The organism is Chitinophaga cymbidii, assembly GCF_007992715.1.
Taxonomy (GTDB): Bacteria; Bacteroidota; Bacteroidia; order Chitinophagales; family Chitinophagaceae; genus Chitinophaga; species Chitinophaga cymbidii.
This window is the reverse complement of the sequence record NZ_BKAU01000005.1, coordinates 362,616-377,533: the sequence shown is the minus strand read 5'-3', so window position 1 is coordinate 377,533 and position 14,918 is coordinate 362,616. Positions and strand designations below refer to the sequence as shown.

The 14,918-nt window shown below is 51.5% G+C and carries 14 protein-coding genes; all 14 read left to right on the top strand.

Annotated elements, in window-relative coordinates; genetic code table 11:
* The first annotated feature begins 73 nt into the window (after positions 1–73).
* A complete protein-coding gene (locus tag CCY01nite_RS20200; protein ID WP_146865606.1) occupies positions 74–1,495 on the top strand; it encodes a hypothetical protein in 1,422 nt (473 codons plus the stop codon).
* 28 nt (positions 1,496–1,523) lie between these two features.
* Entirely contained in the window at positions 1,524–2,015 is a 492-nt protein-coding gene (locus CCY01nite_RS20195) for a DUF305 domain-containing protein (protein ID WP_146865604.1), read from the top strand.
* 35 nt (positions 2,016–2,050) lie between these two features.
* Positions 2,051–2,389 (top strand): four-helix bundle copper-binding protein, encoded by a 339-nt coding sequence (locus CCY01nite_RS27050; protein WP_146865602.1) that lies wholly within the window; start codon positions 2,051–2,053, stop codon positions 2,387–2,389.
* Between the two features lie 137 nt (positions 2,390–2,526).
* Positions 2,527–2,925: an HYC_CC_PP family protein gene (locus tag CCY01nite_RS20185; protein WP_146865600.1), complete on the top strand. Its 399-nt coding sequence runs from the start codon at positions 2,527–2,529 to the stop codon at positions 2,923–2,925.
* A gap of 204 nt (positions 2,926–3,129) precedes the next feature.
* Positions 3,130–4,119 carry a YncE family protein gene (locus tag CCY01nite_RS20180; RefSeq protein ID WP_222614457.1) on the top strand — a complete coding sequence of 330 codons (990 nt, stop codon included), beginning with the start codon at positions 3,130–3,132 and terminating at the stop codon, positions 4,117–4,119.
* A gap of 12 nt (positions 4,120–4,131) precedes the next feature.
* Positions 4,132–4,506, top strand: coding sequence for a heavy-metal-associated domain-containing protein (locus CCY01nite_RS20175; RefSeq protein ID WP_146865598.1), 375 nt, complete (start codon positions 4,132–4,134; stop codon positions 4,504–4,506).
* A gap of 74 nt (positions 4,507–4,580) precedes the next feature.
* Entirely contained in the window at positions 4,581–5,867 is a 1,287-nt protein-coding gene (locus tag CCY01nite_RS26995; protein WP_146865596.1) for an efflux RND transporter permease subunit, read from the top strand.
* 5 nt (positions 5,868–5,872) lie between these two features.
* Positions 5,873–7,807, top strand: a complete 1,935-nt coding sequence (locus tag CCY01nite_RS26990; protein WP_146865594.1) for an efflux RND transporter permease subunit — start codon at positions 5,873–5,875, stop codon at positions 7,805–7,807.
* The gene (locus CCY01nite_RS20160; protein ID WP_222614456.1) at positions 7,791–9,044 is read left to right on the top strand and encodes a TolC family protein; all 1,254 of its coding nucleotides are present in this window, start codon (positions 7,791–7,793) and stop codon (positions 9,042–9,044) included. The genes CCY01nite_RS26990 and CCY01nite_RS20160 overlap by 17 nt, the downstream gene beginning before the upstream one ends.
* The gene (locus CCY01nite_RS20155) at positions 9,022–10,335 is read left to right on the top strand and encodes a heavy metal-binding domain-containing protein (protein WP_146865590.1); all 1,314 of its coding nucleotides are present in this window, start codon (positions 9,022–9,024) and stop codon (positions 10,333–10,335) included. The genes CCY01nite_RS20160 and CCY01nite_RS20155 overlap by 23 nt, the downstream gene beginning before the upstream one ends.
* Before the next feature lie 17 nt (positions 10,336–10,352).
* Positions 10,353–11,570 (top strand): efflux RND transporter periplasmic adaptor subunit, encoded by a 1,218-nt coding sequence (locus CCY01nite_RS20150; protein ID WP_146865588.1) that lies wholly within the window; start codon positions 10,353–10,355, stop codon positions 11,568–11,570.
* A gap of 35 nt (positions 11,571–11,605) precedes the next feature.
* Positions 11,606–12,175 carry a DUF3347 domain-containing protein gene (locus tag CCY01nite_RS20145; RefSeq protein WP_146865586.1) on the top strand — a complete coding sequence of 190 codons (570 nt, stop codon included), beginning with the start codon at positions 11,606–11,608 and terminating at the stop codon, positions 12,173–12,175.
* 35 nt (positions 12,176–12,210) lie between these two features.
* Positions 12,211–12,786 (top strand): DUF2911 domain-containing protein, encoded by a 576-nt coding sequence (locus tag CCY01nite_RS20140; protein ID WP_146865584.1) that lies wholly within the window; start codon positions 12,211–12,213, stop codon positions 12,784–12,786.
* Positions 12,787–12,789: 3 nt separating this feature from the next.
* Positions 12,790–14,901, top strand: a complete 2,112-nt coding sequence (locus CCY01nite_RS20135; protein ID WP_146865582.1) for a copper-translocating P-type ATPase — start codon at positions 12,790–12,792, stop codon at positions 14,899–14,901.
* The last annotated feature ends 17 nt before the right edge of the window (positions 14,902–14,918 follow it).

The window sequence follows — 14,918 nt, the reverse complement described above, 5'->3', positions numbered from 1 at the left end:
ACGCAGTCTCGACAGAACTTTTTCTGCTGCTTTCCAGGATTGGCTTTTCACTCACAGGAATAAATAATAATGTATGAACAAGATACTATTCTTACTGTTCGCATTGGTTTGTTTTTCAGGCGTCCTGTATGCACAGCATGAGCATCACAGACCTCAAACCCCTAAAAAACCTGCGAAAAAAACCACCAAACCCCAAAAGCCGGTGATGGACAGTTCGATGCATGATAAACATAACATGAGCGATAGTGGTAAAATGGAAATGGACATGCCTATGAAAGTTCCCATGAGCCATGCTTTTTCGCTTAACCTGCCCATGAACCGCAACGGTTCGGGAACCGCGTGGCTGCCGGACGCTTCCCCGATGTACGGATATATGTTCCATTCCAAAAAATGGATGTATATGGTACACGGCAACCTGTTTCTCCGTTACACCAAACAGGATGCCGGCAACAGAGGTACCCGCGGGGATGATCAGTTCGATGCCCCGAATTGGTTTATGATGATGGCACAACGGAAAGTGGGCCGGAAAGGCTTGTTCCACTACAACGTGATGATTTCCCTGGACCGCATAACCGAAGGCGGCAACGGCTACCCGCTCCTGTTCCAGTCTGGGGAAAGCTGGGAAGGAGAACCGCTGGTGGACCGACAGCACCCCCATGATCTTTTCTCCGAAATTTCCGTCAGCTATTCATATGCTTTTTCAAAAAAGGTGGATGCATTCGTCTATTTCGGTTACCCCGGGGAACCGGCCATTGGATCCGTTGCCTTCATGCACAGGCCGTCAGCGCTGTCCTACCCGGATGCACCGATCAGCCATCACTGGAATGACGGTACGCACATCACCTTCGGCGTGGCAACGCTCGGCGTCAGGCTGGATAAATTCAAAGTGGAGGGTTCTCTTTTCACCGGCCGGGAGCCTGACGAAAACAGGTATAATTTCGATAAGATGCGATTCGATTCCTGGAGCGGTCGCCTGTCGTTCAATCCATCCCGGAACTGGGCCTTCCTGGTTTCCCACGGTTTTATCAAAAGCCCCGAGTTGCTGCATGCGGACGAAGACGTGAACCGCACCACAGCTTCCGCCATCTACAGCCTGCCCATGCGAAATGACAACTGGCTTAATGTAACAACGCTGTGGGGGCTGAACAAAACCGCCGGACATGACGGGGAAAACGCCTTCCTCCTGGAAGGTACGCTCCGTTTGAGAAAAGCGGAATTATCCACCCGGTATGAATGGGTACAGAAGTCATCCGAGGAACTGGATCTCGATCCGCTTAAATATGGAGAAGGGACACTATTCCCCGTAAATGCATTATCAGCGGGCATTAGCTACGACCTGTTTTCATTTGCCAAAACGCGCCTTGCCCTCGGCGGACAATTCAGTGTATTCTTCGACAGCAAAGACCTGCATGATCTATACGGCAAAAACCCGATGGCACTCCAGGTTTACCTAAGATTGTATCCCGGGCTTATGAAGATGAACATGAAGAATTAACGATATTTTCTTACTTAAATAATAAATTATGGAAAACGAGCATGAAAAAGGAATGCAGCATGAAAGACGTAGTAATTACCGCAAGTTGCTTTTCATGGTGATCCTCTCTTTCATATCAATGTACGTTTTAATGTACGCCATGGTCAACAGCTTTTCTAACGTCGTTCCGAACGTCAACCAGTTTTATATGGCGGGGCTAATGGCCAGCCCTATGTTGATATTCGAGCTTTTATTGATGCGGTCAATGTATGCAAATAAAAAGCTGAACGGCCTTTTGCTGGTAACCGGTGGGCTGGCGACGATAATATTCTTCCTGCTAATCAGGTACCAGGCAGGAGTGACTGACAGGCAATTTCTGCGATCTATGATTCCGCACCATGCTGGCGCCATTCTTATGGCGAAAGAGGCCGTAGTAAAGGATCCGGAAATTCAGGAATTATGCAGAACTATCATCACCAGCCAACAATCAGAGATTGATCAGATGAAAGCCAAACTACAGGAGATGAAAGAAGGAAAATAGCGTTGTAATATTTTTAAACCACTAAATATTTCATTATGCCTCATCAACATTTTCAGGAATGTATCAACGCATGTAACGAATGCGCGGTCATTTGCAACCATTGCGCCACTTCCTGCCTGCATGAGCAGGATGTTAGAGAACTGACCAGGTGCATACAGCTTGATCTTGAATGCGCCGCAATCTGCAACGCTGCCGCGCAGGTCATGAGCCTGGGCGGGGAATTATCCGCCCAGATATGTCAGTTATGCGCCGATGCGTGTAACCGTTGCGCGGAGGAATGCGAAAAACATGCCCACATGGAGCATTGCCGGGCTTGCGCGGAAGCTTGCAGGAAATGCGCAGAGACCTGTGCGCAAATGGCAGAACATGCCTAACACAGCAAAGCCAGGAGGAAAATCTCCTCCTGGCTTTGATAATCAGTTGGATATGAATTTATTCAACGGATAAAATATAAAAATATCGCAAAATTATATAACAGTAAATCCGGGATTTCCCCATATTTTTGCCACAGATGAAACGGTTCCTCATACTGATTTTGGCCCTGTTCTACATTGGAACGTCAACCGGCGCCACATTTCACATGCACTATTGCATGGGAAAACTGGTGGACGTGAAGTTCTGGGAGCATGAAGCAAAAAAATGCAGTAAATGCGGTTCCGAAGAAAATAGTGCATGCGCCAAAAAATGCTGCAAAGACATTCATAAAACGGTGAAGCTGGAGAAAGACCAGAAAATCTCCGAGAGTGTCTTTCAATTCATGCAGCTGGCGGTTGTTGCTACTCCCGTTTCATACATTGACCTTCCAAAGGTGTTTCCCGTTTCTGTTGCAGTGGAACATCCTACCGGGCACGCACCTCCACGAAGTAGCAAAGTCCCCGCCCATATCTTTTATTGCACATTCCGCATTTGATCTTACCCCAGATCCCGCACCCTGCTCATACAAGTCCTCTGTAGCATTGAGGCGCCCGGTAATTCCCGCTACATACTTTCTTTTTTTCTGAATAATAATTTGGTTATGCAATTGAGCAAACGCTATGCAATTGTGATGGCTGGTGTAATTCTGTTTTTTTTGACAGTAACGGTCGCCGCGTGCAGAAGGCACAAAATGGACGACATGGATATGCCAGAAAAGAACATCAACTACCCGGCCGCCTACATAGTAAATGGAGAAAGCAGTACAGTTTCGGTCATTAAGCTAGCTGATAATACCGTGGCAGAAACCATCGAGTTAATGACTTCCCCGGGCAATATGGCCATGTGGCCGCACCATGCATCTGTTTTCAGCATTTTTGAGGTAAGCCGCATCGCCATAGGCGTACCAGGTACTGATCTTAGCGCGGGTCATGCCGGGAACATGGGTGGCATGAAAGGCAAAGTGCTGATCATAGACGGCCTGAAGGGCACTATCATTAAAAACCTGGAAGTGCCGGCCATGAATCACAACGCCGCCTTCTCGCCGGATGGCTGCGAAATCTGGACTTCTCAAATGGAGATGGAAGGAAAGGTACTGGTATTCGATGCACAGAATTATACCCTGAAAAACACCATCCGCGTAGGCATGGAGCCTGCGGAAGTCACTTTTTCGGCTGACGGCACAAAGGCGTATGTGGCCAACGGCGGCGACAATACTGTTTCCGTCATCGATCCCGCCTCAAAAGCCATACTGGCTACCATTCCCGTAGGTGAGAACCCCGTGGGCGCATGGGTAGGGTTTGACGGCAAAATGTACCTGGACAACGAAGACGGGCAAAGCATCAGTGTAATAGATGTGGCCACCAATGCTGTAGTACAGACCATCCCGCTCGGCTTTATGCCGGGAAGTGCAGCCCATCTTGCCTCAAAAAAGGAACTGTGGGTGACCGATCCTGACAACGGCCAGGTACACTTCTGGACCCTGGACGCGTCTGGTAACCAATGGGTACACGGGGGCAAGTTCCAGGCCGGCGCCGGCGCGCATGCAGTAGCGTTCACCAGCGACGGCAGCACGGCTTACGTCACGAACCAACTTGCTGCCAGCGTTTCTGTATTAAAGGTGGCGGATCACGTCAAAATAAAAGACATCCCGGTTGGCAAAAAGCCGAACGGCATCGTAATCAAACAATAAACCATCATAAAAATGAACAAACTATTATCTCTTCTCGTCGCTATGCTTGCTTTTGTTGGTACTTCCGGCGCCTTTGCCCAATCTGCCAAAAAAGAAACCTTCAAAGTTTACGGCAACTGCAACATGTGCAAAAAAAGGATTGAAAAAGCCGCTGCCATTGACGGGGTTTCTAAGGCTGAATGGAGCGTTGAAACCAAAATGATGACTGTATCGCTGGACCCAGTGAAGGTAAGCAGCGATGCCGTACAGCAGAAAATCGCTGCTGCCGGCCATGATACCGAAAAAGCCAAAGCCGCAGATTCCGTTTACGCGAAGCTGCCGGGATGCTGCCAGTATGATCGCAAAGGCGCCGCTGCGTCCGCGCCGGGCCATCAGCACCATAAATAACATACAGGCAACAAAAACAAACAGGCAGGACGCAGCAGTCTGCACGCTGCGTCCTTCAAAAGAAAAGCAGAGATATGGTACATCGTATTATAGAATGGTCATTAAAAAACCGGTTTATTGTGCTGGTGATGGCTACGGCATTATTCGCCTGGGGCATCTTTGCCGTAAAAAAGAATCCTATAGACGCCATCCCTGACCTGTCGGAAAACCAGGTGATCGTATTCACTGAATGGATGGGCCGCGGCCCCCAGCTGATCGAAGACCAGATCACCTACCCGCTGGTAACGAACCTGCAGGGGCTGCCCAAGATCAAATATGTGCGCGGCTCCTCCATGTTCGGCATGAGTTTTATTTACGTCATCTTCAACGATGATGTGGATATATACTGGGCCCGGGAACGTGTACTGGAAAGGCTCAGCACAGTTTCCACAACCCTACCCACCGGCGTCACTCCGCAGCTCGGGCCCGATGGCACTGGCGTGGGGCATATCCTCTGGTATACGCTGGATGCGCCGAACATGGACCTCGGGGAGCAACGCGCCCTGCAGGACTGGTACGTGAAATTTGCCTTACAGAATGTGGAAGGCGTCAGCGAGATCGCTTCCTTCGGCGGCTTCCAGAAGCAATATCAAATCACGGTAGACCCCAACAAGCTGCTGTACTACCGGCTGTCCGTCCCGGAAGTGATCAATGCCATCCGGACGAATAATAACGAATCCGGCGGCAGGAAGTTCGAGCTAAGCGATATCGGCTACATCATTAAAACTTCCGGCTACCTGAAATCCGTGGAAGAGATCGAGAACATCCCCGTCAAAAATCAGAACAGCATTCCCATCCGCGTTGCCGACGTGGCTTCTGTGCAGATGACCGGCGAAACCCGGCTCGGCATCTTTGATCAGGACGGAGAAGGCGAGCGTGTAGGCGGTATCGTAGTAATGCGGTATGGAGAGAACGCTGATGCCGTGATCGATAAGGTGAAGGCCAAGATGGAGGAAGTAGCCAAGGGCCTGCCGAAGGGCGTAAAGTTCGATATCGTGTACGACAGGGGCGAACTAATCAAAGAATCGGTGCAGTCCATCAAAAATACGCTCATCGAAGAAATGATCGTGGTGTCCATCGTCGTGATCATTTTCCTTTTCCACTGGCGCAGCGCGCTCAGCATCATCATACAGATCCCCATTACCCTGGCGGCGAGCTTCATCCTGCTGGACACCTTTGGCATCTCGTCGAACATCATGTCCCTGACAGGTATTGCGCTGGCCATCGGCGTTATCGTAGATAATGGGATCATCATGAGTGAAAATGCATATAAACACCTTGCTGAAAGATATGCCCTGTGGGAAAAACAGCAAAAAAGCTAATAACAATGAATTGGTTGAAGAAAATATTTAAAAAATCGCCGGACTGGATATCGGAAGAAGAACGCTTGAAGGTGATCGAACAGTCCAGCAAACAGGTGTCCCGCGGGGTGTTTTTTGCCACTGTCATCATTATTACCTCCTTCCTCCCGGTATTTATGCTTACTGGCCAGGAAGGTAAGCTGTTCCACCCACTGGCATACACCAAAACTTTCATCATGATCATGGACGCCTTGCTCGTGATCACGTTGGCCCCGGTGCTGATTTCGTTTTTCATGAAAGGCAAATTCCGGCCGGACCATGCCAACCCGGTAAACCGGGTGCTGGAAAGGATTTACGAACCCATTATAAGGGGCGTACTGAAATGGCGGAAAACAACGATTGCCATCAACGTAATCGCGCTGATCATTACCATCCCGCTGCTGAAAAGCCTCGGCAGCGAGTTTATGCCGCCGTTGGACGAGCAAAGCATCCTGTTCATGCCGGTAACATTGCCTGACGTTTCCAATAACGAAGCAAAGCGTATCCTGCAGGTCCAGGACAAGATCATCAAATCCGTGCCGGAAGTGGACAAAGTGCTGGGAAAAGCCGGCCGCGCCAGCACCGCCACGGATAACTCACCGATCAGCATGATCGAAACCATCATCATGCTGAAGCCTAAATCAGAATGGCGGGAAGGCATTACAAAAAAGGACATCATCAACGAACTAGACGCTAAGCTCCAGATCCCCGGCGTGGTGAACGGCTGGACGCAACCCATCATCAACCGCATCAACATGCTGGCAACGGGTATCCGCACAGATGTGGGGGTTAAAGTATACGGCCAGAACCTGGATACCATCGCCTCCGTTTCAGAGCGTGTAAGGAAAGCGCTGGAAGGCACCAGCGGCATCGCCGACTTGTATGTGGAGCCGGTTACGGGCGGAAAATACCTCGACATTGACGTTCGCCGGCAGGACCTTTCCCGTTATGGTCTGACGGTGGACGATGTGAACCAGACGGTGGAAACAGCCCTAGGCGGCGCGCCCATTGGCAACACGATAGAAGGCAGGCAGCGGTTCTCCATCAGCGTAAGGCTGGCGCAGGAATACCGCAACAGCGTGGAGCATATCAGACGCATTCCCATCATGTCCGCTTCCTTTGGAGAAGTACCCTTGTCTTCCGTGGCGGACGTGAAGTTCACGGACGGCCCCCCGATGATCACATCGGAAAACGCTATGCTGCGGGGCGCCGTGATGTTCAACGTGAGAGATAGGGACCTGGGTAGCACCGTGAAGGAAGCTATCAATAAAATTAACAGCACAGGAGGTATTCTGCCGCAGGGTTATTACCTGGAATGGAGCGGCCAGTATGAAAACCTGATCCGCGGGCAGCAAACACTGATGTGGATTGCCCCGGTGGTACTGGTTATCATTTTCTTCTCCCTGTATTTTGCCTTCCATTCCATCCGGGAGGCATTCCTCAGCCTCATCACCGTACCCTTTGCGCTGATCGGCGGCGCTTACATGATCTATTTCTGGGGCGTGAACCTTTCCGTGGCCGTGGCCGTGGGCTTTATTGCCCTGTTCGGGATAGCCGTGGAAACCGGGATCGTGATGGTCATTTACCTGAACGACGCCATGCAGCAGCTGGTGAAGGAAAAAGGCAATTCATCCCAGACAATTACTCGGGAAGACCTGCGCCTGGCGGTTATCCACGGCGCGGCGAAGCGCCTCCGCCCCAAGCTGATGACGGTATGCGTGTCCCTGTTCGGCCTGGTGCCCGTCCTTTGGGCATCCGGCGTAGGCACAGATGTAATGAAGCCCATTGTGCTGCCGATGATCGGCGGGGTACTCACTTCTTCCACGCACATTTTGCTGGTGACGCCGCTGATCTTCTTATTGACGAAAGAATATGAATTACGTAAGTACGGAAAATTGGAGATACATGAAGTACATCATTAAATATATCATACTTGTTGCGCTTTTTGTGCCGGCGGGGCTCGCCGCGCAGCAGGCGCCGGTATTGCCGCTGGACAGCGTGCTGCTACGTATAGACCGGAACAACGTTCTGCTGCAGTCCTACGGCCTGAAAGCGGAAAGCTACAAATACAATGCGGACGCGGCCACCGCCTGGATGGCCCCCATGGTCGGCGTCGGCACGTTCATGACGCCGTACCCCGGGCAGATGATCATGGACGACAGGGATAAAGGCAGCCTGATGCTGCAGCTGGAACAGGATATTCCCAATCCGGCAAAGCTCAGCGCAAAGAAGAAATATATCGCTTCCCAGGCCAACGTGGAAATGGCGACGCGGGGCGTTACCCTCAACGATCTGAAAGCGCAGGCCAAGCGCCTTTACTTTAGCTGGATCGTAGCGAAACAGCGCATCCGCATCCTGCAGGAGAACGAAAAGATCATGGAAACGATGAAGAAGATCGAAGAAGTTAGGTATCCTTACAATCAATCACAACTCAGCGGTATATACAAAGCGAATGCGAAGATAGAAGATAATAAAAACATGATCCGGATGGAGGAAGGCAATATCGCCAAAGCCCGCTCTTGGCTGAACAGTTTGATGAACGCGCCCGGCAACGAGCAGTTCGAAATAGACACCAGCTATAATCCCCGCTTCGACATCGCGCCTTCCTACGATACGGCTTCCCTGGCAACTGCACGGAAAGACATTCTGAAAATGGATGAAAGCATCCTTTCGATGCAATTGAACATCGAAAGCATGAGGAAGGAAAAGAAGCCCGATTTCAAGGTACGCTTCGACCATATGTATCCGCTGGACGCAATGATGCCGAATGCTTACAACGCTATGGTAATGGCTAGCATCCCTATTGCGCCGTGGTCCTCCAAAATGTATAAATCCGGGATCAAAGGAATGAAGTACGAAGTACAGGCGATGGAAAAGGAAAGAGCCGCCATGCTGCAAGAAACGCAGGGAATGCTTTACGGCATGCACTACGAGATCCTTTCCATGCAAAAGCGGATCGAAGCGATGAGTGACAAGATCGTTCCCGCCCTGCGCCAGGCACTGGACGCCAATTTCCTGAATTACCAGGAAAACAAGCTGGCGCTGTCTAACGTGATCGATTCCTGGGAGGCGCTCACCATGATGCAGGCCAATGTGCTGGATGAAAAATTAAAACTCTATGAAATGATCGTCGATTATGAGAAACAGTTATATCGTTAAAATATTGTTTGGAATATCTGTTGCCGTACTGGGATTGGCCGCCTGCAAAGGCAAGTCAGACAATGCTTCTCACGCCGGGCACAAAGCGGGGCAATTGTACACCTGCCCTATGCATCCGCAGGTCATCCAGAATAAACCCGGCAAGTGCCCCATTTGTGGTATGAACCTGGTGCTGAAAGAAGCGAACAATGAACTGGTGGTTGACAGCAGCATTGCCATGTTAGCGAAACCTGCCAATGCGCAGGTGGTTGCAGCCATCCCCGCCATCAGTGCGGAAAGCGGCACCCGGATTTATGCATCGGATGTGAACGGTATCATTACTTACGACACCCGTAACCAGACGAGCATTGCCAGCCGGGTTGGCGGGCGGATAGAGCGCCTGCTCATTAAATACAATTACCAGCCGGTCCGTAAAGGCCAATTAATTATGGAAGTTTACTCGCCGGACCTGGCTTCCGCACAACGGGAGCTCCTGTTCGTGGCGAAAAACGACGGAGAAATGTTGTCCCCGGCCAAACAAAGGCTCCAGCTGCTGGGCATGCAGAACGCGCAGATAGACCAGGTTATCAGAACCGGCAACATCCTCTACCATGTTCCAGTATATAGCCCCAGCGACGGTTATATCCTGGAAAAATCGGCAGGAGCGGGTGCGCCAACTGCCGCCGCCATGCCGGCTTCTTCAGCAGCTCCCGCAGGCGATGGGATGAGTGGCATGGGCGCCGCAGCTTCCCCTGCCGCAAGTGCGCCTGCTCCCTCAGCACCCGCCGCTACGCCGGTACTGCTCCGCGAGGGGCAGTATGTAAGTGCCGGCCAGTCGCTCTTTACCATTTACCAGAACAGGGCGCTTGTCGCGGAGTTTGCCTTTCCGCCGCAGCTGGCAGCGCGGCTCCGCCGAGGTCAGAAACTCCTGTTCTATCCCACGAGCGATGAAGACAGGATGCTATCAGGCAGCATAGGCCTGGTAGAACCCGTATTCCGGGAGGGAATGAACTTCACTATCGCCAGGGTGTACCTGGACGGTCAGCAGTTTCAGGTTGGCCAGTTGTTGAGCGCGAACGTGCCCGTAATATATTCTGAAGGCTGGTGGTTGCCGAAGCAGGCCGTATTGCGGCTGGGCAACAAGTCTGTCGTATTCAGGAAAGAAAATAATGCATATGTGCCGGTGGTCGTAGTAACTGGCGCAGAGGCGGGCGATATGATACAGGTAGAAACGGATATCAGTACATGGAAAGTCGCATCCAATGCATATTACCTGGTAGGTAGCGAGAGCTTCATCAAAATAAATAACTAAATGCAACATCTGAAAATATGGAAAGGAAAAGTTTTTTAAAGGCAGTTGCGTTAGCTTCCATTGCGCCGGCAGTGTTCCTGATAGCCTGCTCGGACCCAGGAAAAAAAGAGGCCGTCGGGGATAAAAAGCAGACCTATACCTGCCCGATGCACCCGCAGATCGTGCAGGACAAACCCGGAACATGCCCGATTTGCGGCATGGACCTCGTGCCATTTGACAAGTCCAACAAAGATGCATCGCTGACGCTCGGCGAAAGCCAGATAAAATTGGCCAATATTACCACCATGGCCGTAGGCGCTGGCGCCCTGGCGAACTTCAGGCAACTGAACGGCCGGCTGGCCACTGATCCCGAGAACACCACCATTATTGCCAGTAGGGTACCTGGCCGCATCGAGGTGCTTTTTGTAAAGGAAACCGGCATAAGGGTCAATAAAGGCCAGCCGCTGTATAAAATTTACTCGGAGCAACTGGCAACACTACAGCAGGAGTACCTCCTGGCGCTTGCCCAAGCAAAACAATTCCCGGATGACGCCCGCTTCCAGCAAATCGAAAAGGCCGCACGGCAAAAGCTGGTGTTGTATGACCAGGGCGAAGCGCAGATCAATCAGCTGGCGCAATCCGGTAAAACCAGCCCTTACGTGACCTACCCGGCGCCCGCCAGCGGCATCGTTTCAGAACTGACCGCCACGGAAGGACAATATGTTTCCGAGGGTGGAGCGGTAATGCGCCTGGAGGGGTATAATCAACTTTGGGTGGAAGCCGACGTGTATCCCGCGGAAGCATCCCTCATCCGTGTAGGGCAGTCCGTAAAGGTGGTTGTATCAGGTTGGGAAAAGGAACCGCAGAACATGACGGTCCGGTTCATCAATCCCTCCCTGCAAAGCGGCAGCCAACTGCTGCAGGTACGCGGCAGCATTCCCAATCCCGATAACCGGTGGCAACCGGGCATGCAGGCCAACATCCTGCTGCCGGTAAAAAGCAAGGGAAATGTGCTGAGCTTGCCAGTAGACGCTGTGATCCGCGATGGTAAAGGAGCGCATGTATGGATAGAAAAAGAACGCGGAAAATTTGTGCCTCGGATGGTGAAAACCGGCATGGAGGATTTCGATTCCGTGGAAATTACTGAAGGGCTGAAGGAAGGCGAGATCGTGGTGATAACCGGCGCTTACCTATTGTATTCGGAGTATATACTGAAAAAAGGCGCAGATCCCATGGCCAGTATGGCAGGGATGTAAACAAGCAACTATAAAAATTATAAACTGAAAATCACATGAAACAATTTCTGAAATCAGCGGCGGCACCGGTACTGACTATTGTTCTGCTGGCCGCCTGCGGCAACGCCGGAGAAAAAAAGGGAAGTTCCACGGATTCTACCGCTTCTCCTGCAGCGCATAACCATGAAGCTATGCAGGGAAGTGAAGTAACAGCTGCAAGCGTGCAACTGAAAGACGATAAACTGAATGCGGTGTACCAGCACTACGTTCACCTGACGCAGGCCCTGATCAAGGGAGAAGCAAAAGAAGCCCGCCTTGCAGGCAATGCTATTGAAACGGGCGCAACAGCGGTCAAGGGCGGGGAAGCCATCAAGGCTGCCGCCGCCAAGATCACCGCCACTTCAGATATTGAGGAACAACGGGCCGCATATTCCACGCTGAGCAATGAATTCATCCTGCTCGTAAAAAAAGCCGGAATGAATAATGGTGAGCTGTATGTAGACTTTTGCCCTATGGCGCTGAATGACAAAGGCGGGTATTGGCTCAGCAACAACAAGGCCATCCAGAACCCGTATTTCGGCGAAAAAATGATGACCTGCGGCGAGGTGAAAGAAACCATTCAATAAAATCCGGAAACAAAACTGTTACTTAAAAACATCGCATGTCCAAACTCAATTCATTCTTCAGCATATGCTTCATGGCCTTGCTGCTTTTTACCCATTCAACCTTGAAGGCCCAGTCCGGGGAGGTATGCTACAACCCGAACCTGGTGAAGGATACCAGCAAGCGAAGCATCAAATCGGCAGCAGCCGGGCTGATCGGGTCCGATTCCGTTACCATCACCTACCACTCACCGGGCGTCCGGGGCCGGATCATCTGGGGCGGGCTGGTGCCGTTCGGCGAGGTATGGGTAACGGGTGCCCATGATGCCACTACCATCCAGTTCAAAAAGGATGTGATTATTGGTAAAAAAGTTGTGCCGGCAGGCAAATACGCCTTTTTTACCATTCCCGGTAAAAATGAATGGACAGTAATCATAAATTCCAGGTGGCAGCAGCACCTGGCATCGGAATACGATGAGAAAGAGGATATCGTAAGGCTGAATGTGAAATCACAGCGGCATAGTTTAACGGAGCGGCTTCAATACTTTATAGAGCCCGGGACCGGCGCTTCCGGCAAAATTGCCATGGCCTGGGAAAAAATACGCATCGAATTCCCCGTAACCTTCAAAAACTAAAGTATGCAAGACGAGCACAACCATCATGGGCATCACGGCCACCAGCACAGCAACCACGGTGCCGGTAACGAACCCGGCAGGCAGGCCCCTGCACATGCAGGGCACGACCATGCCGCTATGACTTCCGGGAAGGAATCGCATCATAAACAGCATGACAGCATGGGCGGTCATGATGAGCATGCCGGGCATCACACGGAAGGATTTCTGAAGCGGTTCTGGATATGCCTGGCTGTTACCGTGCCGGTGCTGTTATTGTCACATATGATCCAGCAATGGCTTGGCTTTACTTTTACCTTCCCCGGCGATAAATATGTGCTGCTCGCGTTGAGCAGCTTTATTTTCTTTTATGGTGGGTGGCCTTTCCTGGTGGGAATGGTCAGGGAACTGAAGTGGAAGAACCCGGGTATGATGACCTTGGTGGCCGTTGCCATTACCACCGCTTACCTGTATAGCGTGGCGGTAGTGTTTGGTCTGCAAGGCATGGATTTCTTTTGGGAACTGGCTACGCTGATCGACATCATGCTGCTGGGCCATTGGATAGAAATGAAGTCGCAAATGGCGGCTTCCCGTGCGTTGGAAACGCTCGTGGAGTTGCTTCCTGCCGTGGTGCATGCAGAACGTAACGGGCAGGTAACCGATATTCCGTTGCAGGACCTGCAGAATAAGGACGTGATCCTTGTCAAGCCGGGTGAAAAAGTCCCTGCTGATGGCGTGATCCTGGAGGGAAGTTCGGATATCAACGAAAGCATGCTTACCGGCGAAAGCCTGCCTGTAAAGAAGAAAAAGGACGATAAAGTGATAGGTGGGGCAGTAAATGGCGATGGCGCCTTGAAAGTACAGGTGACGGGCGCGGGCAAAGACAGCTACCTCAATAAGGTGATAAACATGGTGCAATCTGCACAGGGAGCCAAGTCCAATACGCAAAATCTGGCCAACAAAGTGGCGAAATGGCTCACGATCATTTCTATCAGCGTCGGGGTGGTGACTTTCATCGTCTGGCTGACGGCAGGGCATGAGCTTTCTTTCTCCCTGGAAAGAATGGTTACCGTGATGGTAACATCTTGCCCCCATGCGCTGGGCGTGGCTATTCCGCTGGTCGTGGCGATATCCACCACGCTGTCCGCCGTGCATGGGCTGCTCATCCGCAACCGCACAGCCTTTGAGAACGCCCGTAAGCTGACCACCATCATTTTTGACAAAACCGGCACGCTGACCAAAGGCTCTCATGAAGTACAACGGGTCATTCCCCTGAATCCGCAATTCACAGCAGACGAAATATTGCAGTATGCCGCAGCCATCCAGCAGAACTCCGAGCATCACATCGCGCACGGCGTGATGAAGAAGCTGAAGGAAAAAAACCTTGCCTTATGGAGCTCGTCGGATTTCAGGTATATGCAGGGCATCGGGGTTACCGGCAGTGTGAACGGCAAAGCCGTGGTGGCCGCGGGCCCCAATTATTTCAATCAGCAGAACATGCCGGTGCCGCACATTCCAGAGGATGTGGATCAGTCCACGGATACGGTGAATTTCGTCCTTATCGGTGATGTACCTGCCGGTATCATCACTTTTGCCGACGCCATCCGCGAAACGGCGGCGGAAGCCATTGCCGATCTGAGAGCGATGGGAATTAAATCATTCCTGTTGACGGGAGATAACGAGAAAGTGGCTGCTGCAGTCGCAAAGAAACTGAATATGGACGGGTATCTGGCCAACGTATTGCCCCATGAGAAGCAGCAAAAAGTAAAAGAGTTCCAGGATAAAGGAGAAGTGGTGGCCATGACCGGTGACGGTGTTAACGATGCGCCGGCTTTGGCGATGGCCGACGTTGGGATTGCCGTGGGATCCGGAACAGATGTGGCCGCTGAAACTGCCGATATCATCCTGGTGAACAGCGATCCTAGGGATGTTGTCCAGATGATTGCATTCGGCAAGGCTACCTACCGGAAAATGATTCAGAACCTGGCCTGGGCCGTGGGATACAACGTCATTGCCATTCCACTTGCGGCGGGTGTCCTCTTTCCCAGGTTCATGCTGAGCCCGGCTATGGGGGCCGTCCTGATGAGCCTGAGTACGATCATCGTAGCAATCAATGCAAAATTGTTGAAAGTAAAATAGCTCAAACCAATCATTAA

What these genes read in the sequence shown, in the direction of transcription:
- CCY01nite_RS26995 (WP_146865596.1), top strand. Translation starts at nt 4,581, where the DNA reads ATGGTACATCGTATTATAGAATGGTCATTAAAAAACCGGTTTATTGTG.
- CCY01nite_RS20195 (WP_146865604.1), top strand. Translation starts at nt 1,524, where the DNA reads ATGGAAAACGAGCATGAAAAAGGAATGCAGCATGAAAGACGTAGTAAT.
- CCY01nite_RS20175 (WP_146865598.1), top strand. Translation starts at nt 4,132, where the DNA reads ATGAACAAACTATTATCTCTTCTCGTCGCTATGCTTGCTTTTGTTGGT.
- CCY01nite_RS26990 (WP_146865594.1), top strand. Translation starts at nt 5,873, where the DNA reads ATGAATTGGTTGAAGAAAATATTTAAAAAATCGCCGGACTGGATATCG.
- CCY01nite_RS20150 (WP_146865588.1), top strand. Translation starts at nt 10,353, where the DNA reads ATGGAAAGGAAAAGTTTTTTAAAGGCAGTTGCGTTAGCTTCCATTGCG.
- CCY01nite_RS27050 (WP_146865602.1), top strand. Translation starts at nt 2,051, where the DNA reads ATGCCTCATCAACATTTTCAGGAATGTATCAACGCATGTAACGAATGC.
- CCY01nite_RS20200 (WP_146865606.1), top strand. Translation starts at nt 74, where the DNA reads ATGAACAAGATACTATTCTTACTGTTCGCATTGGTTTGTTTTTCAGGC.
- CCY01nite_RS20185 (WP_146865600.1), top strand. Translation starts at nt 2,527, where the DNA reads ATGAAACGGTTCCTCATACTGATTTTGGCCCTGTTCTACATTGGAACG.
- CCY01nite_RS20155 (WP_146865590.1), top strand. Translation starts at nt 9,022, where the DNA reads ATGAGAAACAGTTATATCGTTAAAATATTGTTTGGAATATCTGTTGCC.
- CCY01nite_RS20160 (WP_222614456.1), top strand. Translation starts at nt 7,791, where the DNA reads ATGAAGTACATCATTAAATATATCATACTTGTTGCGCTTTTTGTGCCG.
- CCY01nite_RS20140 (WP_146865584.1), top strand. Translation starts at nt 12,211, where the DNA reads ATGTCCAAACTCAATTCATTCTTCAGCATATGCTTCATGGCCTTGCTG.
- CCY01nite_RS20135 (WP_146865582.1), top strand. Translation starts at nt 12,790, where the DNA reads ATGCAAGACGAGCACAACCATCATGGGCATCACGGCCACCAGCACAGC.
- CCY01nite_RS20180 (WP_222614457.1), top strand. Translation starts at nt 3,130, where the DNA reads ATGGATATGCCAGAAAAGAACATCAACTACCCGGCCGCCTACATAGTA.
- CCY01nite_RS20145 (WP_146865586.1), top strand. Translation starts at nt 11,606, where the DNA reads ATGAAACAATTTCTGAAATCAGCGGCGGCACCGGTACTGACTATTGTT.